This window comes from Streptomyces fulvorobeus (assembly GCF_013167895.1).
Taxonomy (GTDB): Bacteria; Actinomycetota; Actinomycetes; order Streptomycetales; family Streptomycetaceae; genus Streptomyces; species Streptomyces fulvorobeus.
In genome coordinates, this window is record NZ_BLWC01000001.1 from 4,610,097 (window position 1) to 4,636,108 (window position 26,012).

Annotated in this window: 19 protein-coding genes and 1 pseudogene; 19 read left to right on the forward strand and 1 reads right to left on the reverse strand. The window is 71.4% G+C overall.

Features of this window, described 5'->3' with window-relative positions; translation table 11 throughout:
- Position 1: 1 nt before the first annotated feature.
- From ilvN to Sfulv_RS20820, 6 genes are all read left to right on the forward strand, one after another.
- Positions 2–529 carry an acetolactate synthase small subunit gene (ilvN, locus tag Sfulv_RS20795; RefSeq protein WP_173316088.1) on the forward strand — a complete coding sequence of 176 codons (528 nt, stop codon included), beginning with the start codon at positions 2–4 and terminating at the stop codon, positions 527–529.
- 117 nt (positions 530–646) lie between these two features.
- Positions 647–1,648 (forward strand): ketol-acid reductoisomerase, encoded by a 1,002-nt coding sequence (ilvC, locus tag Sfulv_RS20800; RefSeq protein WP_173316089.1) that lies wholly within the window; start codon positions 647–649, stop codon positions 1,646–1,648.
- A gap of 294 nt (positions 1,649–1,942) precedes the next feature.
- Entirely contained in the window at positions 1,943–3,535 is a 1,593-nt protein-coding gene (gene serA / locus Sfulv_RS20805) for a phosphoglycerate dehydrogenase (RefSeq protein ID WP_173316090.1), read from the forward strand.
- 239 nt (positions 3,536–3,774) lie between these two features.
- Positions 3,775–6,273 (forward strand): Tox-REase-5 domain-containing protein, encoded by a 2,499-nt coding sequence (locus Sfulv_RS20810; RefSeq protein ID WP_173316091.1) that lies wholly within the window; start codon positions 3,775–3,777, stop codon positions 6,271–6,273.
- Between the two features lie 80 nt (positions 6,274–6,353).
- Positions 6,354–7,070 carry an Imm52 family immunity protein gene (locus Sfulv_RS20815; protein WP_173316092.1) on the forward strand — a complete coding sequence of 239 codons (717 nt, stop codon included), beginning with the start codon at positions 6,354–6,356 and terminating at the stop codon, positions 7,068–7,070.
- Entirely contained in the window at positions 7,067–7,621 is a 555-nt protein-coding gene (locus Sfulv_RS20820) for a hypothetical protein (RefSeq protein WP_173316093.1), read from the forward strand. Before Sfulv_RS20815 ends, Sfulv_RS20820 begins: the two co-directional genes overlap by 4 nt.
- A 9-nt stretch (positions 7,622–7,630) precedes the next feature.
- Here the strand turns inward: Sfulv_RS20820 and Sfulv_RS20825 are convergent, their stop codons facing one another.
- Entirely contained in the window at positions 7,631–8,803 is a 1,173-nt protein-coding gene (locus Sfulv_RS20825; RefSeq protein WP_173316094.1) for a PucR family transcriptional regulator, read from the reverse strand.
- A 180-nt stretch (positions 8,804–8,983) separates the two neighbouring features.
- Between Sfulv_RS20825 and Sfulv_RS20830 the strand changes: the two genes are divergently transcribed.
- From Sfulv_RS20830 to Sfulv_RS20885, 13 genes and pseudogenes are all read left to right on the forward strand, one after another.
- Positions 8,984–9,910, forward strand: a complete 927-nt coding sequence (locus tag Sfulv_RS20830) for a proline dehydrogenase family protein (protein ID WP_173316095.1) — start codon at positions 8,984–8,986, stop codon at positions 9,908–9,910.
- A 47-nt stretch (positions 9,911–9,957) separates the two neighbouring features.
- The gene (pruA, locus tag Sfulv_RS20835; protein WP_173316096.1) at positions 9,958–11,589 is read left to right on the forward strand and encodes an L-glutamate gamma-semialdehyde dehydrogenase; all 1,632 of its coding nucleotides are present in this window, start codon (positions 9,958–9,960) and stop codon (positions 11,587–11,589) included.
- A gap of 205 nt (positions 11,590–11,794) precedes the next feature.
- Entirely contained in the window at positions 11,795–12,847 is a 1,053-nt protein-coding gene (locus Sfulv_RS20840; protein ID WP_173316097.1) for a S1 family peptidase, read from the forward strand.
- Between the two features lie 74 nt (positions 12,848–12,921).
- The gene (locus Sfulv_RS20845) at positions 12,922–13,461 is read left to right on the forward strand and encodes a GNAT family N-acetyltransferase (protein WP_173316098.1); all 540 of its coding nucleotides are present in this window, start codon (positions 12,922–12,924) and stop codon (positions 13,459–13,461) included.
- Between the two features lie 278 nt (positions 13,462–13,739).
- Positions 13,740–13,868, forward strand: a complete 129-nt coding sequence (locus Sfulv_RS30610; protein ID WP_256669038.1) for a hypothetical protein — start codon at positions 13,740–13,742, stop codon at positions 13,866–13,868.
- A gap of 90 nt (positions 13,869–13,958) precedes the next feature.
- Positions 13,959–14,996 (forward strand): 3-isopropylmalate dehydrogenase, encoded by a 1,038-nt coding sequence (locus tag Sfulv_RS20850; protein ID WP_173316099.1) that lies wholly within the window; start codon positions 13,959–13,961, stop codon positions 14,994–14,996.
- Between the two features lie 252 nt (positions 14,997–15,248).
- Positions 15,249–16,352, forward strand: coding sequence for a branched-chain amino acid aminotransferase (locus Sfulv_RS20855; protein WP_173316100.1), 1,104 nt, complete (start codon positions 15,249–15,251; stop codon positions 16,350–16,352).
- Between the two features lie 187 nt (positions 16,353–16,539).
- Positions 16,540–17,226 (forward strand): urease subunit gamma, encoded by a 687-nt coding sequence (gene ureA / locus Sfulv_RS20860; protein ID WP_173316101.1) that lies wholly within the window; start codon positions 16,540–16,542, stop codon positions 17,224–17,226.
- Positions 17,226–18,908 (forward strand): urease subunit alpha, encoded by a 1,683-nt coding sequence (locus Sfulv_RS20865; RefSeq protein WP_173316102.1) that lies wholly within the window; start codon positions 17,226–17,228, stop codon positions 18,906–18,908. The genes ureA and Sfulv_RS20865 overlap by 1 nt, the downstream gene beginning before the upstream one ends.
- A 26-nt stretch (positions 18,909–18,934) precedes the next feature.
- The gene (locus Sfulv_RS20870; RefSeq protein ID WP_173316103.1) at positions 18,935–19,960 is read left to right on the forward strand and encodes an agmatine deiminase family protein; all 1,026 of its coding nucleotides are present in this window, start codon (positions 18,935–18,937) and stop codon (positions 19,958–19,960) included.
- A 56-nt stretch (positions 19,961–20,016) separates the two neighbouring features.
- On the forward strand, positions 20,017–20,634 hold the full coding sequence (locus Sfulv_RS20875; RefSeq protein ID WP_173316104.1) for a TetR/AcrR family transcriptional regulator: 618 nt from the start codon (positions 20,017–20,019) through the stop codon (positions 20,632–20,634).
- A gap of 322 nt (positions 20,635–20,956) precedes the next feature.
- Positions 20,957–22,564, forward strand: coding sequence for a citramalate synthase (gene cimA / locus Sfulv_RS20880; protein ID WP_173316105.1), 1,608 nt, complete (start codon positions 20,957–20,959; stop codon positions 22,562–22,564).
- Between the two features lie 349 nt (positions 22,565–22,913).
- Positions 22,914–26,008, forward strand: a pseudogene (locus Sfulv_RS20885) (glycoside hydrolase family 3 N-terminal domain-containing protein).
- Positions 26,009–26,012 lie beyond the last annotated feature (4 nt).

Consider the following 26,012-nt stretch of genomic DNA (forward strand, 5'->3'; position numbering starts at 1 on the left):
CATGTCCACCAAGCACACACTCTCCGTCCTGGTCGAGAACAAGCCCGGTGTCCTCGCCCGGATCACGGCTCTGTTCTCCCGGCGCGGCTTCAACATCGACTCACTCGCGGTCGGTACCACCGAGCACCCCGACATCTCCCGCATCACCATCGTCGTGGGTGTCGAGGACCTGCCCCTGGAGCAGGTGACCAAGCAGCTCAACAAGCTGGTCAACGTCCTGAAGATCGTCGAACTCGAGCCCGTCGCCGCGATCCAGCGCGAGCTCGTCCTGGTGAAGGTCCGCGCCGACAACGAGACCCGCTCCCAGATCGTCGAGATCGTCTCGCTGTTCCGCGCCAAGACCGTGGACGTCTCCCCCGAGGCCGTCACGATCGAGGCGACCGGGGGAGCCGACAAGCTGGAGGCGATGCTCAAGATGCTGGAGCAGTTCGGCATCAAGGAGCTCGTCCAGTCCGGCACCATCGCCATAGGGCGGGGCTCACGGTCGATCACCGACCGCTCCCTGCGCGCGCTCGACCGCTCGGCGTAGCGGAGCGGCGGCCTCCTCGCCGCCGTCCCGCCGCTCGCATGGCGAGACCCGACAACGCATCCGACGCACCCCGCCGTACGGTGGGACGCAACACCTGCACACCAAGGAGAAGACCCAGTGGCCGAGCTGTTCTACGACGACGATGCCGACCTGTCCATCATCCAGGGCCGCAAGGTCGCGGTCATCGGCTACGGCAGCCAGGGCCACGCCCACGCGCTGTCGCTCCGTGACTCCGGCGTCGACGTCCGCGTCGGTCTGCACGAGGGCTCGAAGTCCAAGGCCAAGGCCGAGGAGCAGGGCCTGCGCGTGGTGACGCCCGCCGAGGCCGCCACCGAGGCCGACGTCATCATGATCCTCGTGCCGGACCCGATCCAGGCCCAGGTCTACGAGGAGTCCATCAAGGACAACCTCAAGGACGGCGACGCGCTCTTCTTCGGTCACGGCCTGAACATCCGCTTCGGCTTCATCAAGCCGCCGGCCAACGTCGACGTCTGCATGGTCGCCCCCAAGGGCCCGGGCCACCTGGTGCGCCGTCAGTACGAGGAGGGCCGTGGCGTCCCGTGCATCGTGGCCGTCGAGCAGGACGCCACGGGCAAGGGCCTGGCCCTCGCCCTCTCGTACGCGAAGGGCATCGGCGGCACCCGTGCCGGCGTCATCAAGACGACCTTCACGGAGGAGACCGAGACCGACCTCTTCGGTGAGCAGGCCGTCCTCTGCGGTGGCACCGCCGCTCTGGTCAAGGCCGGTTTCGAGACCCTGACCGAGGCCGGTTACCAGCCGGAGATCGCGTACTTCGAGTGCCTCCACGAGCTGAAGCTGATCGTGGACCTCATGTACGAGGGCGGCCTGGAGAAGATGCGCTGGTCCATCTCGGAGACCGCCGAGTGGGGCGACTACGTCACCGGACCGCGGATCATCACGGACGCCACCAAGGCCGAGATGAAGAAGGTCCTCACCGAGATCCAGGACGGCACCTTCGCCAATGCCTGGATGGCCGAGTACCACAACGGTCTGCCCAAGTACAACGAGTACAAGAAGGCCGACAGCGACCACCTGCTGGAGACCACGGGCCGTGAGCTGCGCAAGCTCATGAGCTGGGTGAACGACGAGGACGCGTAGGTTCCCCGCCGCGGGGCGGGCCCACGCCCGTCCCGCGGCGCACCGCCCGCCCCGTCCCCCGTGTCACTGCGGACGGAGGAGGTGGAGAAGCGGCTGCATCGAATGTGTGTACAAGTCGTCCACTCTCGTGTGGGTGATCCTTCCACCGGGGCGCATCGGGCGCCCCGCCGCATGACTACACTCTCCACTCATACACGCGTCAGGGCCCACAGTGTCGTGCGTCTCACGCGGCTAGCCCCTCCACCGCCTGCGGCCGTCGGGACGGCCGTCCGCACTGGACATGTGAGGACTTTCGTGAGCTCGAAACCTGTCGTACTCATCGCTGAAGAGCTGTCGCCCGCCACGGTCGACGCTCTGGGTCCGGATTTCGAGATCCGGCACTGCAACGGCGCCGACCGCGCCGAACTCCTCCCCGCGATCGCCGACGTCGACGCCATCCTGGTGCGTTCCGCCACGAAGGTCGACGCCGAGGCCATCGCCGCCGCCCGGAAGCTGCGGGTCGTCGCCCGCGCCGGTGTCGGTCTGGACAACGTCGACGTCTCCTCGGCCACCAAGGCCGGCGTGATGGTCGTCAACGCCCCGACCTCCAACATCGTCACCGCCGCCGAGCTCGCCTGCGGTCTGCTCGTCGCCACCGCGCGCAACATCCCCCAGGCCAACTCCGCCCTGAAGAACGGCGAGTGGAAGCGCTCCAAGTACACGGGCGTCGAGCTCAGTGAGAAGGTCCTCGGCGTCGTCGGCCTCGGCCGCATCGGTGTGCTGGTCGCGCAGCGCATGTCCGCCTTCGGCATGAAGATCGTCGCGTACGACCCCTACGTGCAGCCCGCGCGGGCCGCGCAGATGGGCGTCAAGCTCCTCTCCCTCGACGAACTGCTGGAGGTGGCCGACTTCATCACGGTGCACCTGCCCAAGACGCCGGAGACACTCGGCCTCATCGGCGACGAGGCGCTGCACAAGGTGAAGCCCTCGGTGCGCATCGTCAACGCCGCCCGTGGTGGCATCGTCGACGAGGAGGCGCTCGCCTCCGCCCTCAAGGAGGGCCGTGTCGCCGGCGCCGGTCTGGACGTGTACACCAAGGAGCCCTGCACGGACTCCCCGCTGTTCCAGTTCGACCAGGTCGTCTGCACCCCGCACCTCGGCGCCTCCACCGACGAGGCCCAGGAGAAGGCGGGTATCGCGGTCGCCAGGTCCGTGCGCCTGGCTCTCGCGGGCGAGCTCGTACCGGACGCGGTCAACGTCCAGGGCGGCGTCATCGCCGAGGACGTCCGTCCCGGACTGCCGCTCGCCGAGAAGCTCGGCAGGATCTTCACCGCGCTCGCGGGCGAGGTCGCGGCCCGGCTCGACGTCGAGGTGTACGGCGAGATCACCCAGCACGACGTCAAGGTGCTCGAACTCTCCGCGCTCAAGGGCGTGTTCGAGGACGTCGTCGACGAGACCGTGAGCTACGTCAACGCTCCGCTCTTCGCGCAGGAGCGCGGTGTCGAGGTGCGCCTCACCACCAGCTCCGAGTCGCCGGACCACCGCAACGTGGTGACCGTCCGGGGCACGCTGTCGAGCGGCGAGGAGGTCGCGGTCTCCGGCACGCTGGCCGGCCCCAAGCACCTCCAGAAGATCGTGGCCATCGGCGACTACGACGTCGACCTGGCGCTCGCCGACCACATGGTCGTCCTGCGCTACCAGGACCGTCCGGGTGTCGTCGGCGCGGTCGGCCGCATCCTCGGCGAGGCCGGGCTGAACATCGCGGGCATGCAGGTGTCGCGGGCGGACGTGGGCGGCGAGGCGCTGGTCGTGCTCACCGTCGACGACACCGTTCCGCAGTCGGTCCTGACCGACATCTCCGAGGAGATCGGCGCCGCCTCGGCCCGTTCGGTGGACCTCACCGACTGATTCTCCGCCGTACCGCCTTCGTACCCGGCACGTGGACACCCGTCTTGACCAGGGCGTCCAGGTGCCGGGTACGTCGCGTTGAGGGGGTCGTCGAGGGACGGTGACGGGACGGGAAGAGGGCCCTGCCCGGCCTGGCTGGGCCCGCGCTTGGGTCCTGGGGCCCACGACGCGGCGCCCCCTCCGGGCCTAGCGTGAAGCGTCCTCAGTTCGCTCAACGCCTGCACTGGTTGGGGTCACGCATGTCAGCGATCGGTGGCATACCCGCACACGGCGGCGCCGTGCCCGCTCCGGGGTCCGGGCGGCGCGCGTTACCTCGTGCGCTGGGCGCGGCCCGCATGCTGGTCCACGTCCTCCTGGTGGCGACGGCGCTCGGCGGGTCCGGCCTGCTGGCCTCCGCACTGGCGGCCGACGCGCTGGGCGCCCGGCTCCTCGGCATCGCCGTGTACGCGGCGGTGCCCGGGGTGGCGGGCTGGCTGCTCTCGCGGCGCGCCTGGAACGGGGGCAGGCGTGTCTGGTGGGGCCTGGTCGCCGTACAGGTGTGGTTGGTGCTCGGCGGTCTCGGGAACATCGCTGACGGGTCGGTGCACGGCTTCACCCAGCTGTTCCTGCCGGTACTGATCCTGGTCTTCCTCAACCGGCCGCAGAGCCGCGAGTGGTTCCGGCTGCCGGTGCGGGAGCGGGCGGAGAAGCCGGAGTTCTCGCTGCCGCACATGATCACCTGGCGGCGCGACCGCGGCCAGTCGGCGGTGGAGTACGTCGGACTGGTCATGCTGGTCGCCGCGATCGTCGTGGCCCTGCTCGTGACGGGTGTCGGCGGCAGCATGGCGGACGGTTTCCGGTCGGCGATCTGCTCGGTCACGGGCACGGCGTGCCCGGCCGGCGGTGACGGCAGCGGCACGGTGGACGCCGGCCGGGGCCAGGACGGCGGAGCCACGGGGGGCGCGGACGAGGGCTCCACGGTGACGGGCGGCACGGGTTCCTCCGGATCGGGCTCGGGCTCCGGTTCGGGCTCCGGTTCCGGTTCGGGAGGCGCGGACGGTGGGGCCACGGGGGCCGGGGGCACCGATGGGGCGTCCGGTGGTACGGGTGGAGCCGGTGCGGGAGGTTCCACCGGCACCGGAGGCTCCACGGGTACCGGTGGTACCGGTGGTACGGAGGGGGCAGCCGGGGGCGGGACGGCGGGCGGACCCGACGGGTCCGGAGAGGACACCTACCCCGAGACCGGCGCCGAGCCCGAGGCGACGTACGACAACATCTCCGCGTCCGGCGAGGGCGACGGCGAGGGTGACGGCGACGGCGAGAACGACGCCGGCGACGAGGCCGAGGAGGAGGACTGCGGCGGCTGGGGCTTCTTCGGCTGTGCCTGGGACCGCACCACCCAGGTGGCCAAGGGCGTGTTCGTCGACGGCATCGGGGGTGACATCGCCGGCATCATCGACCTCTTCAAGCCGGAGACCTGGTCCGGCATCGCCGACTACGGCACCCAGCTCGGCGACCAGTGGGTGCGCGACTCCGCGGGCGCCGCGGAGAAGTGGAGCGACGGCGACTACCTCGGCGCGCTCGGCGACTGGGGCGGCGCGTCGCTCAGCACCGTGGTCAAGGTCGGTGACGACGTCTTCGTCGGCGACGAGGTGCGCGAGCGCTGGAACAACGGCGAGAAGACCAGGGCCGTCACCGATGTGGTCTGGAACGTCGGGTCGCTCTTCATCCCCGGCTACGACGTCGCCAAGGTCATCGGCAAGGTCGGCGCACTCGGCAAGGTCGGCAGGGTCGCCGACGAGGTGGCCGAGGCCGCCGCCGACGCGGGCGACGCCGCCCGCCGCGCCCGTAAGGCGGCCGAGGCGGGGGACGTCGACGGGGTCAGGAAGGCCGCCGAGGAGGCCGACGAGGCGGCGGACGCGGCCGAGGACGCGGCCCGCAGGACCGGCTGCACCATCGCCTCCGGCCCGGTGGTCCGCCACGGGCACACCGGGAACATCGAGGGCGTCGCCGGGGCGGGCAGCGGGGTGCTGGCATCGGGGCGGCCGGACCGGGTGATCCTCGCCGAGGGCGGGTGCGACGAGGCGGCCAAAGCCGAGGCGAAGATGGCCCGCGACCAGGAGCGGGCCGCCCACCTCGAACGGAAGCGGGCCGAGGAGCCCGAGCGCGCGCGCCAGGCCGAGCTGAAGAAGAAGCAGTACCCGGAGCCGCAGCGCAACGACACCTCCGACCCCCGCAACTACCAGCCGCCCGCCTGGGCCGAGGACCTCGACACGCCCACGCTCGGCGACGCCGACCTCGGAGACGGCTACTGGGCGAGCCGCGACCGCAACCCCCCGCCCAACTGGGAGAACGAGTCCTGGCTCCGCTACCAGGAGCAGGTGACCGGCACCAACCGGGGAAGCGAGTACGTCGTACCGCATCCGGACGAGGGCGTGCCCGCCGTGGAGTACGACGGCTGGGACTCCAGCCGGCAGACGTTCCTGGAAGCGAAGAACGGTTACGACAGCTACCTGTCCAAGAGCGACCCCGGCACGCTCACCGATTCGGGGCGCAAGAAGTTCCTCGACGAGGCGCAGCGCCAGGTCGACGCGTCCGGTGGCCGGGCCGTCGAGTGGCACTTCTCCGACCCGGACGTGGCCAAGGCGGCGCGCAAGGCGTTCCGTGACGCGGGACTCCCGGTCAAGGTGGTACCCACCCCGCAGAAGAAGCCGGGCGGTCCGCGCGATCCCGAGGCGTTCGACCCGAAGCCGAACTGAGGGTGTCCGGGAACGACACCGCCTAGGGTGGCAGCGCTGGACGGGGGGAAGAGAGTGTCACAGAGGTACGGAGGCGGGACATGCGACGTGTGGTGCGGGGATTCTGGGGTCCCAGGCAGGAGTCGGCGCAGGCGCTGGCCCGGCGTTGGAAGCAGACGCTGGACCGGCTCGCCGTACTGCTGCCCGAGGCGTGCGCCGGTACCGGGGACGAGCCTGCCTGGCGGAACGTGCCGGGCTCCGGGCCCGCCACCGCTCTGCGGCCGGACGAGAAGTCGCTGCTCGCCGCCGTACGGGCCGCGCAGGCCGCGGACGGCTGGTCGGACCGTACGGGGAGCAGCACGCAGTTCGTCGCGGAGCGGACGCCCGGCTGGAAGGTCGAGGTCACCGGGCGGGTCGGCGGCACCTCGGAGTACCTCCTCCAGACGGTCGTCATCGGTGTCCGTCCACCGGAGGGCGCCGAGGTCCCCGACACCGCGCTCCTGGCGGCCGTCGCCGAGGTGTGGGAGGCGGACTTCGGAGGGGTGAGCAACGACGACGTGCTCGACTCGCTGGAGGATGACGGGGGTTTCGCTCCCGACGAGCCGTCGGTCGGCTGGATCGGCTACCTCTCATCGGCCCGGGCCGCCCTGCTGCCGCAGGACCTCGCCGACGCGCGCGAGGAGGTGGGCTCCCAGGGCGTTCTCCTGGAGATCGCCGCACCCGGCGACGCGGCGGCGGTGCTCGCCGCCAACCTGCGGCTCCGCGAGGCGGGGGTGCTCCGGGGGCTGCCGCGACCGATGGACCGGGCCGCGCTGTGACCGCCAGGGCGGGGGAGGAGTTCGACGTCGTACGGGCGGTCGCCGACGTCGAGGCACTGCTGGCCGGGCCGGTCCCGGCGGACGGGCCGACCGTCGCCGTGGGCGATCCGGCCACGGGGGAGTGGACCACGACGCGTGGTGAGGGCTTCCGGGTCGTGCCGCTGTGGGAGGGCGAGGCGCTCACAGGGCTGTACGAGCCCGAATGGAACGAGGAGGTGGGCGTCGCCGAAGGCCACCTCGCCGCTTTGGTGGGGGAGTTGGACGCCCGCTGGGGTGTGCACCGGAAGGTGGCCATGCACGTGCCGTTGTTCCGCAGGCGGCGGGGAGCGCCCGTGCCGCCGCTGTTCGGCGCCCTGCTGGCGGAGGACTGCTACGGGGACCTGTGGGTGTGGGGGCCGGTGACGGTCGAGGGGCCCGGGGCCGTGCGCCGGTGGGTGGCGGTGAGCGCCGGGCACAGCGACGGTGACGCGCCCGTGGTCATGGCGGCGGCGGTCAGCGACCGGCCGGTCGTCGGGCTGCCGGATGAGGACGACTGCGTGGACAGCCCTTAGGGCTCTCCTTCACAGCCGCGCCGTCTTCAGCGCCATGTGCAGCAACAGCCGGTCCTCGCCGTCGTTGAGGTCGAGCCCCGTCAGCTGGTGGACGCGCGAGAGCCGGTAGTAGAGCGTCTGGCGGTGGATGCCCAGCTCCGCCGCCGTCCGGCCGGCCTGGCCCGCGCAGTCGAGGAACACCTCGGCGGTGCGGGCCAGTTCGCTGTGCGGCGGGGTCAGCAGGGGGCGTATCGCGGGGTCCGGGAGGCCGTCCGCCGGCCGGGGGAGTGAGGTCAGCAGCCGGTACGGGCCGATGGCCCGCCAGTCGGCGACCGGGCCGAAGCGGGTCCCGGCCGTGGCGGCGCGGGCCGCCGACACCGCCTCGTGCCAGGAGGCGGCCAGCTCCGCCAGGCCCCGCCGGGGGACGGCGATCCCGGCTGTGGCGGCCGTGCCCGCGGCGGAGCGCAGCCGCCCGGCCGCCGTCGTGGCGGGGTCCAGGACATCGGACGAGCGCAGTCTGACCAGTGCGGCGAGCGACACCTGGGCGTCTCCGGCACCCGCCGAGGAGCCCGGCCCGGCCGGGTACGCGACCGTGGACAAGGCCGCCGCCGACGGCACCGTACGCACCGACGGGGTCTCCTCGGCCCACGGGCTCACGCACACCACCGTGTGCAGCCCGTCCGCGTCCGGGCCGAGCGCCTCGCGCAGCGCGGCCACCGCCATGTCCCGCTGCCAGCCGCGCACCGCCGTGAGGACCGCCCCGAACTCCCGGGAGAGGTCCGTGCCCGCCCGCGCCTCGTCGGAGAGCAGCGCCCCGATCCTGGACGCCACGTCCATCGCGGCCGTCAGCCGGTCGTCGCCCGGGCCGGGGTCCGCGTCGAGCAGCCACACGTAACCGAGCACGACACCCCGGTGGCGTACCGGAAGGCAGATCCGGCCCCGGAAGACACCGGCCTCCGGGGCGGCCGGGATGCGGACGGGGCCGGTGGCGCGGGTGATGCCGAAGTTCTCGAACCAGGCCCGGACGGCAGGGGTGGAGCGCCGGGTCAGGATCGACCGGGTGCGGACCGGGTCCATCGCCGTGTCGTCGTCGCTGTCGTGGGCCCCGAAGGCGACCAGGCCGAAGTCCCGGTTCTCCAGGGTCGCCGGAGCGCCGAGCAGGGCGGAGATCTCGTCGACCAGCTCCTGGTAGTCGCCTTTCATCCCCTTATTCTCGCACCCTCTCAGACATATGTCTGAGGTGTGGACCACGGATGCGTGACAGGTGTCGATGGCACAGGATCGGAGAGGTCCTTAGATTTCACGGTGGTTCTCCGTGCTGTACCGGTCCGTGTCACTTCGTACCCCTACAGCCTCGTTCGTCTGATTCCGTGGAGGTGCCCCGTGCTGGGTCCCGTGATTCTCGCCGCGTCCCGCAGCGACAAGATGCGTCGTTTCATCTCGGCGGCGCCGGGCACGAAGCAGGTCGTCGCCCGGTTCATCGCCGGTGAGACCGTCGAGCAGGTCGTCCCCATCGTCGAGGACGCGGCAGGCAAGGGCCTGGAGGTCACCCTCGACGTCGTCGGCGAGGACATCACGACTCCCGCGCAGGCCACGGCGGCGCGCGACGCCTATCTGGAGCTGATCGGCCGGCTCAGGGAGCTGGGCCTCGGCACCCGGGCCGAGATGTCCGTCAAGCTGTCGATGTTCGGCCAGGCGCTGGACGGAGGCCACGAGCTGGCCCTCGCCAACGTGCGACCCGTCGTCGAGGCCGCCGCCGCGATCGGCACCACGGTGACGCTGGACGCCGAGGACCACACCACCCTCGACTCGATGTTCGCCATCCACGAGGAGCTGCGGAAGGACTTCCCGCAGACCGGCTGTGTGATCCAGGCGTACCTCTTCCGCACCGAGGACGACGCCCGCCGCCTGGCCGCCGCCGGCAGCCGCGTCCGCATCGTCAAGGGCGCCTACAAGGAGCCCGCCTCCGTCGCGTACCAGGACAAGGCCGAGACCGACAAGGCGTTCGTCCGCGTCGTCAGGATCCTGATGGAGGGCGAGGGCTACCCGATGATCGGGTCCCACGACCCCCGCCTCATCGCCATCACCCAGGAGCTCGCCCGCAACGCCGGGCGCAAACTGGACGAGTACGAGTTCCAGATGCTGTACGGCATCCGCAGCGACGAGCACGTCCGGCTCGCGGCCGAGGGCCACCGGATGCGCGTCTACACGGCGTACGGCACCGACTGGTACGGCTACTTCATGCGGCGCCTCGCGGAGAAGCCGGCCAACCTGCTGTTCTTCGGCCGCTCCGTCCTCACCAAGGGCTGACCTGCCCGGCTGACCCCCACCCCCTGACACAAGGAGACAAGGCACTCATGGACGCTGTCACCCAGGTCCCCGCGCCGGTCAACGAGCCGGTCCGCTCCTACGCCCCCGGATCGCCCGAGCGCGCCCGCCTCGAAGTGAAGCTCAAGGAGCTCGCCGAGAACCCGGTCGAGCTGCCGATGACCATCGGCGGCGAGAGGCGGATGGGCGGCGGTGAGCGTTTCGACGTCGTGCAGCCGCACAACCACAAGGCCGTCATCGGCACCTTCGCCGCCGCCACCCAGCAGGACGCGCAGGACGCGATCGACGCGGCCCTCGCCGCCGCCCCGGCCTGGCGCGCGATGGCCTTCGACGACCGCGCCGCGATCATCCTGCGCGCCGCCGAGCTCCTCGCGGGCCCCTGGCGCGAGACGCTGGCCGCCTCCACGATGCTCGGCCAGTCCAAGACCGCGCAGCAGGCCGAGATCGACACGCCCTGCGAGCTCGTCGACTTCTGGCGCTTCAACGTGCACTACGCGCGCCAGATCCTCGCCGAGCAGCCCCCGGCCAACTCCCCCGGCGTGTGGAACCGCATGGACCACCGCCCGCTGGAGGGCTTCGTCTACGCGATCACGCCGTTCAACTTCACCGCCATCGCGGGCAACCTGCCCACCGCCCCCGCTCTCATGGGCAACGTGGTGGTCTGGAAGCCGTCCCCCACGCAGACCCACGCCGCCGTGCTGCTGATGCAGCTCCTCGAGGAGGCCGGGCTGCCGAAGGGCGTCATCAACCTGGTGACCGGTGACGGCATCGCCGTCTCCGAGGTGGCCCTGAACCACCGTGACCTGGCCGGTATCCACTTCACCGGCTCGACCCCCACCTTCCAGCACCTGTGGAGGACGGTCGGCAACAACATCGCCAAGTACCGCACCTACCCGCGGCTGGTCGGCGAGACCGGCGGCAAGGACTTCGTCGTCGCCCACCCGAGCGCCGACCCGGCCGTCCTGAAGACCGCGCTGACGCGTGGCTCCTTCGAGTACCAGGGCCAGAAGTGCTCGGCGTCCTCGCGGGCGTACGTACCCGCTTCCCTCTGGAACTCCGGTTTCAAGGAGGCGTTCGCCGCCGAGGTCGACGGCATCGCCATGGGTGACGTCACCGATCTGTCCAACTTCATCGGCGCCGTGATCGACGAGCGTTCCTTCGCGAAGAACAAGGCCGCGATCGACCGTGCCAAGGCCGACCCGAGCTGCGCGATCGTCGCGGGCGGCACGTACGACGACTCGGTCGGCTACTTCGTCCGGCCCACGGTCATCGAGTGCACGGACCCGTCGAACGAGGTCTTCACGACCGAGTACTTCGGCCCGATCCTCGCGGTCCACGTGTACCAGGACGAGGAGTACGACGCCATGCTGGAGCAGATGGAGTCGGCCTCCGACTATGCCCTGACCGGTGCGGTCATCGCCAACGACCGCGCCGCGGCGGCCCGCACGATGGAGAAGCTGCGGTACGCCGCGGGCAACTTCTACATCAACGACAAGTCGACCGGTGCCGTCGTCGGCCAGCAGCCCTTCGGCGGCGGCCGGGCCTCCGGTACGAACGACAAGGCCGGTGCGCCGCAGAACCTGCAGCGCTGGACGCTGACCCGCGCCATCAAGGAGACGCTGGTTCCGCCGACCGACTACACCTACCCCCACCAGGGCTGATCCCCCCGGGCGCCGCACAGGCGGCCCCGCCGCGAGTCCCGCCCCCCGTCCGGCCCCCCAGCCGGCCGGGGGGCGGTCTCCGTCCGCGGGGACCGCGGCGGCCGTCCGGTTCCCGCCAGGCACCCTTGCGGCATCAGTAATGCGCATGTCAAATTCCTTGCTCGGTAGGTACGTCCCTGCACGTCATCCGAGAAGGAGCTCCCCCATGAGACGCACCCTTCGTACGCGCGTCGGCGCCTGTCTGCTCGTCGGCGCGACCCTCGGCCTCGGCGCGACCCCCGCCGAGGCCGTCCCGGCCGCGGGCGCCACCCCCGCCCCGGCCGCGTACGCCCTGGACGCCACGCTCGAACGGCAGCTCGGAGCCGACAGCGCGGGCAGCTACCTGGACGCGAGGACCGGCGCCCTCGTCGTCACGGTCACCACCGACCGCGCCGCCGAACAGGCCCGTGCCGCGGGGGCCACCGTCCGCCGGGTGACGCGCGACGCGGCGGAGCTCGACGCCGCGATGGACGCCCTGGAGACCGGCGCGAAGATCACCGGTACCTCGTGGGGCATCGACCCCCGTACCAACCAGGTCGCCGTGGAGGCCGACGAGTCGGTATCCGCGAAGGAGATGGCCCGCCTCAAGGCCGTCGCCGCCCGGCTCGACGGAGCCGTCCGCATCGCCAGGGTGCCCGGCGTCTTCCACCGCGAGGTCGCGGGCGGCGGGGCCATCTACGGGGGCGGGAGCCGCTGTTCGGCCGCCTTCAACGTCACCAAGAACAGCGCCAGGTACTTCGTGACCGCGGGCCACTGCACCAACATCTCGGCCAACTGGTCCGCGACCTCCGGCGGCGCCGTGATCGGCGTGCGGGAGGGCACCAGCTTCCCGACCAACGACTACGGCATCGTCCGGTACACGGACGGCTCCGCGCCCGCCGGGAACGTCGACCTCTACAGCGGCAGCTTCCAGGACATCGCGTCGGCCGCCGACGCGGTCGTGGGCCAGGCGCTCAGGAAGAGCGGCTCCACCACCAAGGTGACCAGCGGCACGGTCACCGCCGTCAACGTGACCGTCAACTACGGCGACGGCCCCGTCTACAACATGGTCCGCACCACCGCCTGCTCGGCCGGCGGCGACAGCGGCGGCGCGCACTTCGCCGGGTCCGTCGCCCTCGGCATCCACTCGGGCAGCTCCGGCTGCACCGGCACCAGCGGCTCCGCCATCCACCAGCCGGTCAGGGAGGCCCTGGCCGCGTACGGCGTCACCGTGTACTGACCTGTCCGGCGCTTCCCGCCAGGGCCGCCCCCCGCCCTCTGCCGGGCGGGGGGCGGCCCTGGCAGGCTGGGGCCATGACACGTCAGGCGGCCCTGTACACCGCGCACACCCACGAACTGACCCCGGCGCTCCTCGAGGACGTCCGGGCCTTCCTGGACACGGCCTTCGCCGGGGACTTCGGCGACGACGACTGGGACCACACACTCGGCGGCGTCCACGTCCTCGCACGCGGGGACGACGGTGACCTCCTCGCCCACGGCTCCGTCATCCAGCGCCGGGTGATCCACGAGGACCGCTCGTACCGCATCGGGTACGTCGAGAGCGTGGCCGTCCGTGCCGACCGGCGGCGCGAGGGGCTCGGGGGCCGCTTGATGGCCGCACTGGAAGGCGTCATCGACAGGGCCTACGATTTCGGGGCGCTCTCCGCGTCCACCGAGGGCGCCCTGCTGTACGAGGCCCGTGGCTGGGAGCTGTGGCGGGGGAGTATCACCGCGCTGGGACCCCGGGGGACGGTGCCCCTGCCGGAGGAGGAGGGCAGCGCGTACGTGCGCGGCGGGCCCGCCATCCGTACCGGGACCCTGCTCTTCGACTGGCGCGACGGCGACGTGCTCTGACCGTCCGGCCCTGGGGGCCGTCGCGCCCGGCGGGGCGGCGGTCCGGCGCGCCCGTCTCAGATAGTAGGAAGTCCGAGTAACTGTGGAGACAGAACGGCCTTTCTGTCCTAGCGTTGTGGAAGCCGAACGACTCGCTCCATCGAGTGACTGGCGGTTGTGAGCGCGTGCCCCGGAGCAGGTAACCCCTGCGGCACGCTCCCCGCCCCTTCCGGCGCCTCGAAATCCCGATCTCGAATCTCGATCTCGAAATCCTCGCGATCTCAAGGAGTCGATCCACCATGGCCGAGACCACCGCACGCCGCGTCCGCCACGCCCACCGCCCCACCGAGTCCGAGCGCAAGAACGCCGCCGCGGCCCTCCAGCGCGCCCTCGACCGCAGGGACAACGGCGGCTCCACCGGTCACTGAAGGCCGGCCGCGCCGCCCCCGTACCACGGCCTGCTGTCCGTATGGCGGACAGTGGATGTCATGGGATGGGACGAACAGTAGGGTGCCGATATGTCTCGCAGCATCGATCTCGCAGTGATCCCCGGTGACGGAATCGGCCAGGAAGTCGTGGCCCAGGGCCTCAAGGTCCTCAACGCTGTTCTCCCGCAGGATGTGAAGCTGGAGACCAAGGAGTACGACCTCGGTGCCCAGCGCTGGCACCGCACCGGTGAGACCCTCCCGGACGCGGAGCTGGAAGCGCTCAAGGGCCACGACGCCCTGCTGCTCGGCGCGATCGGCGACCCGTCCGTGCCGTCCGGCGTCCTGGAGCGCGGGCTCCTGCTGAAGCTGCGTTTCGCCTTCGACCACTACATCAACCTGCGCCCGTCGAAGCTCTTCCCGAACACCGCGAGTCCGCTCGCCGGCCGCCCGGACATCGACTTCGTGGTCGTGCGCGAGGGTACCGAGGGCCCGTACACGGGCAACGGCGGCTCGCTGCGCACGGGCACGGAGCACGAGGTCGCCACCGAGGTCAGCGTCAACACCGCCTACGGTGTCGAGCGGGTCGTCCGTGACGCCTTCGAGCGGGCGAAGGCCCGCCCGCGCAAGAAGCTGACGCTGGTCCACAAGACCAACGTCCTCGTCTACGCGGGCCACCTGTGGAAGAACACCTTCGACCGGGTCGCGGCCGAGTATCCCGAGGTCACCACCGACTACCTGCACGTCGACGCCGCGACGATCTTCTTCGTCACCCAGCCCGAGCGCTTCGACGTCATCGTCACCGACAACCTCTTCGGCGACATCCTCACGGACCTCGCCGCCGCGGTGACCGGCGGTATCGGCCTGGCCGCCTCCGGCAACATCAACCCGACGGGCGCCTTCCCGTCGATGTTCGAGCCGGTCCACGGCTCCGCCCCCGACATCGCGGGCCAGGGCAAGGCCGACCCGACCGCCACGGTCCTCTCCGTCGCCCTCCTGCTGCGCCACCTCGGCTACGAGACCGAGGCCGTGCGCATCGAGGACGCCGTCTCCGCCGACCTCGCGGAGCGCGACGCGGCCCGCACCACCGACGAGATCGGCGACGCCCTCGCGGTACGGGTAGCGGGCTGACCCGACGACTCCACTTCGAAGCCGCCGGGTCACGACGCACCCGGCGGCTTCTTCTGCGGTCTCCGGGTGCCACCATCGACCCTGGACCGCAACCACGTCATTTCGCGCACGGCCACCCCCGGGAGATAATCGGACGCGGGGCCGTGGCTCGCGGCACTGCTCGGACGTCCTAGGACCTCCCGGGCGGCCGCCGGGCGGCAGAGGGCGTGAGCGCGGTCCATCACACACAAGACCGGTGAAGGACACGCACTCATGACGACGCCCACGATCGAGCTCAAGCCCTCCTCGAACCCGCTGTCCGACGCGGAGCGCGAGGCGATCCTGGTCAACCCGGGATTCGGCCGCCACTTCACCGACCACATGGTGACGATCCGGTGGACCGAGGGCCGGGGCTGGCACGACGCCCAGCTCGTCCCGTACGGCCCGCTGTCGATGGACCCGGCCAACATGACCCTGCACTACGCGCAGGAGATCTTCGAGGGCCTCAAGGCGTACCGCCAGCCGGACGGCACCGTGGCCAGTTTCCGCCCCGAGGCCAACGCCGTGCGCTTCCAGCGGTCCGCCGCCCGCCTCGCGATGCCGGAACTCCCGGTCGAGACGTTCATCGCCGCCTGCGACGCCCTCGTCCAGCAGGACAAGGCATGGGTCCCCGCGCACGGCGGTGAGGAGTCCCTCTACCTGCGCCCGTTCATGATCGCCGCGGAGGTCGGCCTCGGCGTGCGGCCCGCCAACGAGTACCTCTTCATCGTCATCGCCTCGCCGGCCGGCGCGTACTTCCCCGGTGGTGTGAAGCCCGTCTCCATCTGGCTCTCCGAGAACCGCGTCCGCGCGGTCCCCGGCGGCGTGGGCGACGCCAAGACCGGCGGCAACTACGCGGCGTCCCTGCTGGCCCAGGCCGAGGCCGCGGCGCAGGGCTGCGACCAGGTCGCCTACCTCGACGCCGTGGAGCACAAGTGGGTCGAGGAGCTCGGCGGCATGAACCTGTACTTCGTGTACGGGCAGGAGGACGGCGGGGCGCGCATCGTCACGCCGGGGCTCACCGGTTCGCTGCTCGCCGGCATCACCCGCGACTCGCTGCTCAAGGTCGCCGGTGACCTCGGTTACACGGCGGAGGAGGGCCGGGTCTCCATCGACCGCTGGAAGGCCGACACCGCGGACGGCACCCTGACCGAGGTCTTCGCCTGCGGCACGGCCGCCGTCATCACGCCCGTCGGCACCGTCAAGTCCGCCGAGGGCGAGTGGGCCCAGGGCGACGGCGCGCCCGGCGAGGTCACGATGAGGCTGCGGGACCGTCTGCTGGACATCCAGCGGGGCGTCGCCGAGGACACCCACGGCTGGATGCACCCGCTCGGCTGAGCCCTTCTGGGCTCGGTTCTCCCAGGCGCCGTACGGGCTCGTACGGCGCCTGGGGCGTACCCGGGCTGCGGTCTTTCATGGCCCAGAGTTAGAGCGACGCTCGAAGAGTCGCAGCGCACATTCAGAGAGACTTTCTAGATAAAGCGCCTGTGGTTAGAGTGATGCTCTAACCAGGAGGTGTGACGGCATGAGACTGACCCCGACCGAGCGCGACCGGCTGCTGCTCTTCAGCGCCGCCGAACTGGCGCGGGCGCGCCGGGCGCGTGGGCTGAGGCTCAATGTCCCCGAGGCGACCGCGCTCATCGCGGACACCGTCTGCGAGGCGGCCCGCGACGGGCGGCGGCTCGCGGAGGCCGTCGAGGCGGCACGCTCCGTGCTGGGACCGGACGACGTCCTGCCCGGTGTGGCGGACGTGGTCACCGAGGTGCACGTCGAGGCCGTCTTCGACGACGGCTCCCGGCTGGCGGTCGTGTCCGCGCCCCTGGGGGGCGGAAGTCCCGGCGAGAGGGCGCCCGGTGCCGTCCTGCCCGGCCCGCCGCACCCCGAGCCCGAGCCCGTGCTGCGGCTGACCGTGCGCAACACCGCGACGGTCCCGGTCAGTGTCACCTCGCACTTCCACTTCTTCGAGGCCAATCCGCGCCTCGACTTCGACCGGGCCGCCGCCTACGGCATGCGGCTGTGTGTGCCCGCCGGCTCCTCCGTCCGCTTCGATCCGGGCGGCGGGGCCGAGGTCGGCCTCGTGCCGATCGGCGGCGCGCGGACAGTGATCGGGTTCGCGGGCCTGGTCGACGGCCCGCTGGACGCGCCGGGCGCGAAGGAAGAGGCCCTGCGGCGCGCGGCGGCCTGCGGCTATCTCGGAGCGGAGGACGCCTGATGAACCCCGGTGAATACGCCTCGGTCCACGGACCGCGCGCCGGGGACCGGGTCGTCCTCGGCGACTCCGGCCTGGTGGTGCGCGTCGAGTCGGACTCCCAGCGGCACGGCGAGGAGTTCCTCGCCGGCTTCGGCAAGACCGCGCGCGACGGGATGCACCTGAAGGCGGCCGCGGTACGCGACACCTGCGACGTCGTCATCAGCAACGTGCTGGTCATCGACGCCGTCCTGGGGATCAGGAAGGTCTCCATCGGTATCCGCGAGGGCCGTATCAGCGCGATCGGCCGGGCCGGGAACCCGGACACCCTCGACGGCGTCGACGTCGTCGTGGGCACCGGGACCACCATCGTCTCCGGCGAGGGCATGATCGCCACGGCCGGCGCCGTGGACACCCATGTCCACCTCCTGTCCCCGCGCATCATGGAGGCGTCGCTCGCCTCCGGTGTCACCACCGTCATCGGCCAGGAGTTCGGCCCGGTGTGGGGCGTCGGCGTCAACTCGCCGTGGGCGCTGCGGCACGCCTTCAACGCCTTCGACGCCTGGCCCGTCAACATCGGTTTCCTGGCCCGCGGTTCCTCGTCCGACAGTGCTCCGCTGGTGGAGGCGCTCGCCGAGGGCGGTGCTTCCGGCTTCAAGGTGCACGAGGACATGGGCGCCCACACCCGCGCCCTCGACACGGCCCTGCGGGTGGCCGACGAGTACGACGTACAGGTCGCCCTGCACAGTGACGGCCTCAACGAATGCCTGTCCGTCGAGGACACCCTGAGCGTCCTGGACGGCCGGACGATCCACGCCTTCCACATCGAGGGCTGCGGCGGCGGGCACGTGCCGAACGTCCTGAAGATGGCGGGCGTGCCCAACGTCATCGGCTCCTCCACCAACCCGACCCTGCCCTTCGGCCGGGACGCGGTGGCCGAGCACTACGGGATGATCGTCTCCGTACACGACCTCAAGACCGACCTGCCGGGCGACGCCGCCATGGCGAGGGACCGGATCAGGGCGGGCACCATGGGCGCCGAGGACGTGCTCCACGACCTCGGCGCGATCGGCATCACCTCATCGGACGCACAGGGGATGGGGCGCGCCGGCGAGACCGTGCGCCGTACCTTCGCGATGGCGGGGAAGATGAAGGCCGAGCTCGGGCCACTGGAGGGCGACGGACCGCACGACGACAACGCCCGCGTCCTGCGCTACCTCGCCAAGCTCACCATCAACCCCGCCCTGGCGCACGGCCTGGCCCACGAGATCGGGTCGCTCGAGGTGGGCAAGATGGCCGACATCGTGCTGTGGAAGCCGCAGTTCTTCGGGGCGAAACCCCAACTCGTACTGAAGTCGGGCTTCCCCGCGTACGGCGTGACGGGCGACCCGAACGCCGCCACCGACACCTGCGAACCACTGATCCTGGGGCCGCAGTTCGGCGCGTACGGAACCACCCCCGCGGACATCTCGGTGGCCTTCGTGGCGAAGGCCGCGACCGAGCTGGGCGCCGACCTCATGCCCACCCGCCGCCGCAGGGTCGCCGTGCGCGGCACCCGCGGGATCGGTCCGGCCGACCTGCTCCTCAACTCCCGGACCGGCACGGTGGCCGTGGACGGGGAGAGCGGCCTGGTCACGCTGGACGGTGCTCCGGTGCGCTCCGAACCGGCCGAATCCGTCTCCCTGAACCGCCTCTACTTCCTCTAGCACACCGGACCTTGGAGTACGACGACATGAGCTTCCGTATGCCGCCCGAGTGGGCCCCGCACGAGCGGACCTGGATGGCGTGGCCGGGCCCCAACGTGACCTTCTCCGGTGACGACCTCGCCGCGTCCCGTGCGGCGTGGGCCTCGGTCGCCCGGGCCGTGCGCCGTTTCGAGCCGGTGACCATGGTCGTGGGACCCGGACAGGCGGAGCACGCCCGCGGCCTCCTCGGCCCGGGCATCGAGGTGGTGGAGCGCGAGCTCGACGACGCCTGGATGCGCGACATCGGCCCCACCTTCGTCACCGACGGCACCCGGCTCGCCGCCGTCGACTGGGTGTTCAACGGCTGGGGCGCGCAGGACTGGGCCACCTGGGAGCACGACGCGAGGATCGCCCGCCATGTGGCGGACCTCGCGGGCGTGCCCGTACACAGCTCGCCCCTGGTCAACGAGGGCGGCGGCATCCACGTCGACGGTGAGGGCACGGTGCTGCTCACCGAGACGGTGCAGCTGGGCCCCGAGCGCAACCCGGGCTGGTCCAGGGCCGAGGTCGAGGCGGAGATCCACGCCAGGCTCGGCACCACGAAGGCGATCTGGCTGGAACGCGGCCTCACCGGCGACTACCCGCCCCACGGTTACGGCACCCTCGGCCATGTCGACATCGTCGCCGCCTTCGCGGCCCCCGGAGTGGTCGTCGCCCACACCCAGCCCGACCCGTCCCACCCCGACCACACACTCTGCCGGGAGAACGTGGCGATGCTCAGGGCGCAGACGGACGCCCGGGGCCGCCGACTGGAGGTCGTCGAGGTCCCGGCGCCCACCGCCGTCCAGGACGAGGACGGCCAGTGGGCCGACTACTCCTACATCAACCACTACCTCTGCAACGGCGGGGTGGTGCTGTGCGCCTTCGACGACCCGCGTGACGAGCAGGCCGCGGAGATCTTCCGCCGCCTCCACCCCGGCCGCACCGTCGAGCTGGTCGACGCCCGGACGATCTTCGCGGGCGGCGGCGGCATCCACTGCATCACCCAGCAGCAGCCGGCCGTGCACGGCTGAGCCGTGATCCGGTAGAACGTACGGGTGAACGAGATGCTCCGCGTACCGGCCGCGGCATGACCACGCCCCCCGCCCGCCGGCGCAACATCGCCCCGCCCCGGGAGTCCGTGCTCGTCGCGGCCATGGCCACCATCGCCGAGCGCGGGCTCGAAGGGCTGACCATGGCCGGGCTCGGCCGCGAGGTCGGGATGAGCAGCGGGCACCTCCTCTACTACTTCCGGACCAAGGACGAGCTCCTGCTCCAGACCCTGGAGTGGAGCGAGGGCCGGCTCGGCGCCGAGCGCGGTGCCCTGCTCTCCCGCCAGGCGCCCGCCGCCGAGCGGCTCGGCGCCTACGTGGACCTCTACGTACCCGAAGGGCCGCGCGACCCCCACTGGACGCTCTGGCTGGAGGTCTGGAACCGCTCGCAGAGCGCCGACGCCGACGCGCGCGGACGGCAGGCGGCGATCGAGGGAGCCTGGCACCGGGACCTGGTGGCGCTGCTCGCCGAGGGGATCTCGCGCGGTGAGTTCCGCGCCCTTGACCCGGACCGTTTCGCCGCCAGGCTGCGGGCCCTGCTCGACGGCTTCAGCGTGCACGTGGCGGTCGGCATACCGGGTACGGGGCGTGAGCAGGTGCTCTCCCACGTACGGGAGTTCCTGGGGGACGCGCTGTTCCTCGCTGCCGCGCCCTGAGTCCGCCGCTGCCGTCCGCGATGGACGTCACGACCGCATACTGAGACGGGCCGGTTCGCGGGGGCGGCGCTGTGCGAGACTGCGTCCGTGTCCTCGTTCCTCATGATTATTGGCAACAGGCGCGCCGGTCCGCAGTGATCGCCCCGTACCACCCTGTACGGCGCGGCCACCGTGCCCCAGACCCGCGCGCAGACCTCTCGCACCCGCGAGGGGTTTTTTCGTTTTCCGGCCCTCACCTCGGCCGGGGCGTCGCGCCCGGGATGACGGGGGCAAGTGGAGTCCGATCGTCCGGTATCCACTCATCCGACAGGAGTCAGACAGCATGACCATTAAGGCCACGGCCACCGACGACAGCTTCCATGTCTTCGACACCACCCTGCGCGACGGTGCACAGCGTGAAGGCATCAACCTGACGGTCGCGGACAAGCTGACCATCGCCCGGCATCTGGACGACTTCGGCGTCGGCTTCATCGAGGGCGGCTGGCCGGGCGCCAACCCGCGCGACACGGAGTTCTTCGCCCGCGCCGCGAAGGAGATCGACTTCGCCCACGCCCAACTGGTCGCGTTCGGGGCGACCCGCAGAGCCGGCGGCAGCGCGGCCGGCGATCCACAGGTCAAGGCGCTCCTCGACTCCGGGGCGCCGGTGATCACCCTGGTCGCCAAGTCCCACGACCGCCATGTGGAACTGGCCCTGCGCACCACTCTGGAGGAGAACCTGGAGATGGTCCGCGACACCGTCTCCCACCTCCGCGAGCACGGCCGGCGCGTCTTCGTCGACTGCGAGCACTTCTTCGACGGCTACCGCGCCAACGCCGAGTACGCCAAGGCCGTCGTCCGGGCCGCCGCCGACGCGGGCGCCGACGTCGTCGTCCTGTGCGACACCAACGGCGGCATGCTGCCCGCCCAGATCCAGGCCGTCGTCGCCACCGTCCGCGCGGACACCGGGGCCCGCCTCGGCATCCACGCCCAGGACGACACCGGCTGCGCCGTGGCCAACACCCTCGCCGCCGTGGACGCGGGCGCCACCCACGTCCAGTGCACGGCCAACGGATACGGCGAACGCGTGGGCAACGCCAACCTCTTCCCCGTCGTCGCCGCGCTGGAACTCAAGTACGGCATGACCGTCCTGCCCGAGGGCGCGCTCGCCGACATGACCCGGATCTCGCACGCCATCGCCGAGGTCGTCAACCTCACGCCCTCCACCCACCAGCCGTACGTGGGAGTCTCCGCCTTCGCCCACAAGGCCGGACTCCACGCCTCCGCGATCAAGGTCGACCCGGACCTGTACCAGCACATCGACCCCGAGCGCGTCGGCAACACCATGCGGATGCTCGTCTCCGACATGGCGGGCCGCGCCTCGATCGAGCTCAAGGGCAGGGAGCTCGGCATCGAGCTCGGGGAGGACCGCGAGCTCGTCGGCCGGGTGGTGGCCCGGGTCAAGGAGCGCGAACTCCAGGGCTACACCTACGAGGCCGCCGACGCCTCCTTCGAACTCCTGCTGCGCGGCGAGGTCGAGGGCCGGGCCCGCCGCTACTTCCGTACGGAGTCCTGGCGCGTCATCACCGAGGACCGCCCCGACGGCACGCACGCCAACGAGGCGACCGTGAAGCTCTGGGCCAAGGGGGAGCGGATCGTCACCACCGCGGAGGGCAACGGACCGGTCAACGCGCTGGACCGGGCGCTGCGGGTCGGCCTGGAGCGGATGTACCCGCAACTGGCCAAGCTGGAACTGGTCGACTACAAGGTCCGCATCCTGGAGGGGACGACCGGCACCGACTCCACCACCCGGGTACTGATCACCACCGGTGACGGAACCGGCGACTGGTCGACCGTGGGAGTGGCCGAGAACATCATCGCGGCCTCCTGGCAGGCGCTGGAGGACGCCTACACCTTCGGGCTGCTGCGCGCGGGGGTCGAACCCCTCGACTAGCTCGCCCGGCCAGGAGGTGTCCGGGCGCGTGTGTTCACTAGATGAACGGGTCAGGGGTCCGGTCAGGTGGGGGAACGGGTACGGACCAATCTCGGCGTGAAGTATTGACGTCGACTTTTCCGCGCGGTTGACTCCAGCCGCAACGCAGGTAGCGGTACGGATGCCGGTACCTCAGCTATGGTCCCCGCCTGCCCCGCCCTGCCCGTGAAGCTTCGACGAGCGTCGTCGGCTCATGGCGGAGGCCGGCGGTCCAACGGCCCGCCGGTGTTCGGGAAGTGACCGCACGTCACCGAATGCGGCGGCCGACCCGACGCGGAGCGCCCGCTCCGCCGTCCCCACTGGAGCCGCAATGCCGCGTACCCCGCACGCCCGCGCCCGCCACCGCGCGAGACCGGCCACCGCCGCGCTCGCCGCCGTCACGGTCCTCGCCGGACTGCTCGCCGGGGCGGTTCCCAGCGCGGCAGCCGAAGGAGACGACCCCGCACCGGTCCTCATCGACCGTTTCGAGGGCGAGGTCCCGTTCGGCAACCCGCCGGCCGACTCCCTCTTCACCTGGGGCGGCGACGCGGACGACCACCCGAAGCTGGAGTTCGCGGCACGGGCCGACGCCCCGAGGGCGACAAGGTCCTGCAGGGCACCTACGGGATAAGCGCCTGGGGCGGACTGAGCCACGAGTTCGCCGTCGACCAGCCGCCGAAGAACTGGACCAGCCACAAGGGCATCCGCTTCTGGTGGTACGGACAGAACACCGCGCCCCTGCCGCCCGGTTCGGGCAAGCGGATCAATTTCGAGATCAAGGACGGCGGCGCCAACGGCGGCGCGTCCGAGCTGTGGACCACCTCCTTCACCGACGACTGGGAGGGCTGGCACCAGATCGAGATCCCCTTCTCGGACTTCGTCTACCGAGCCGACTACCAGCCCGTCGGCGGCATCGACCAGGTCCTCGGCCTGAACGAGATGTGGGGCTACGCGCTCAGCCTGCCGGCCGGCGCCCCCGGCGCGTTCGCCATGGACGGCGTCGAGCTGTACGGGAAGCCCGACCCGGCCCTCAAGTCCGGCGTCGTCGTCGACTCGGCCCTGCACCCGGTGAAGGAGGGCGCCACGGCGCACATCGAGATCTCCGTCGCCACCACCGGCTCCCTCCCCATCGAGGAGCCCGTCACCGTCGCTTACACGACCCAGGGCGGCAGTGCCGCGTCCGGCACCGACTACACACCGGTCACCGGCACCCACACCTTCCCCGCGGGCACCGCCTCCGGCACCTCGCACACCGTCGCCGTGGCCACCGCGCGGGACGGGGACGCCGAGCCAGCGGAGACGATCCCGGTCGAGCTGACCGTCACCGGAGCCAAACCGCCCAAGGAGGACCCGCAGGTCGTCATCGACGCCCACGGACTCCCGTACCTGGACGCGAAGCTGCCGGTGAAGAAGCGCGTCGCCGACCTGCTGTCGCGGATGTCGCCCGCCGAGAAGGCCGGGCAGATGACCCAGGCCGAGCGCAACGCGCTCAGGACGCCCGGCGACATCGCCGCCTACGACCTCGGTTCGCTGCTCTCGGGCGGAGGCTCCGTACCCACCCCGAACACGGCCGCCGCCTGGGCCAAGATGGTCGACGCCTACCAGCTGCGCGCGCAGGCGACGCGCTTCCAGATCCCGCTGATCTACGGCGTGGACGCGGTGCACGGGCACAACAACGTGATCGGCGCGACGATCATGCCGCACAACATCGGCATCGGCGCGGGCCGCGACCCGAAGCTCGCCGAGCGGACCGGCGCCGTGACCGCGAGCGAGGTCCGCGCGACCGGCGTCCCCTGGGACTTCGCCCCGTGCGTCTGTGTGACCCGCGACGAGCGCTGGGGCCGTTCCTACGAGGCGTACGGCGAGGACCCGGCCCTGGTGGAAGCCATGGAGACGGTCATCAGGGGCATGCAGGGCAGCCCGTCGGGCAAGGACCTGGACCGCAACGACAAGGTGCTGGCCAGCGCCAAGCACTTCGTCGGCGACGGCGGTACGGAGTTCGGCTCCTCCACCACGGGCGCGTACACGATCGACCAGGGCGTCACGAAGGTCACCCGCGAGGAACTGGAGGCGGTGCACCTCGCCCCGTTCGCGGAAGCCGTCGAGCGGGGTGTCGGCACGGTGATGCCGTCCTACTCCTCGCTGGACATCATCGGCGACGACGCGGGCCCCGTGAAGATGCACGCGCACGCCGAGATGATCAACGGTGTGCTCAAGGACCGGATGGGCTTCAAGGGCTTCGTCATCAGCGACTGGCAGGCCATCGACCAGATCCCCGGCGACTACGCCAGTGACGTCCGCACGTCGGTCAACGCCGGGCTCGACATGATCATGGTCCCGACCGCGTACCAGGAGTTCACCAAGACGCTTCGGGACGAGGTCGCCGCGGGCCGGATCGGCCAGGCGCGGATCGACGACGCGGTCTCGCGCATCCTCACCCAGAAGTTCCGCCTCGGACTGTTCGAGAAGCCGTACGCCGACCCGGCCAACCTGGACAAGGTCGGCTCGGCCGGACACCGCGCCGTGGCCCGCGAGGCGGTGGCCAAGTCCCAGGTCCTGCTGAAGAACGACGGCGCGGTCCTGCCGATCGATCCGTCCCGGAAGGTTTACGTCGCCGGCTCCAACGCCGACGACCTCGGCAACCAGGCCGGCGGCTGGACCGTCAGCTGGCAGGGCGCGTCGGGCCGCACCACCACCGGCACCACGATCCTGGAGGGCATGCGCAAGGCGGCCGCCGACCCGGCGTCCGTCACCTACTCCAAGGACGCGTCCGCGCCCACGGGCGGCCATGACGTCGGAGTCGTGGTGGTCGGCGAGACCCCGTACGCCGAGGGCATCGGGGACGTGGGCAACGGTCACGACCTGGAGCTCAGCGCCGCCGACCGGGCGGCCGTGGACACGGTCTGCGCCGCCATGGAGTGCGCCGTCCTCGTCGTCTCCGGACGCCCGCAGCTCATCGGCGGGCAACTCGCCTCGATCGACGCCCTGGTGGCCTCCTGGCTGCCCGGCACCGAGGGCGACGGCGTGGCCGACGTCCTCTACGGCAAGCGGCCCTTCAGCGGTCAGCTCCCGGTGACCTGGCCGAAGTCCGAGGCGCAGCTGCCGATCAACGTCGGTGACGCGGCGTACGACCCGCAGTTCCCCTACGGCTGGGGTCTGACCACGCTCACGAAGACCCCGATGGGCGGGGAGCACACCCTCGCCGCCCTCGCGGTCGCCGCGCACGCGGCGGAGAAGGCCGGCCTCTCCAGGACCGCGCAGGGCAAGGCGATCGTGGACCGGGCCAGGCTGCTGGTGCAGGAGAAGGCCGGAGGCAAGGTGACCGCGGCGATGTCCGGTCCCTTCGCCGACGCCGACCACCTGCTGCTCTCCGGCGACCTCACGGGAGCGGTGGCCGGGCTCCGCGCCGCCTACCGCGCCGTGTAAAACG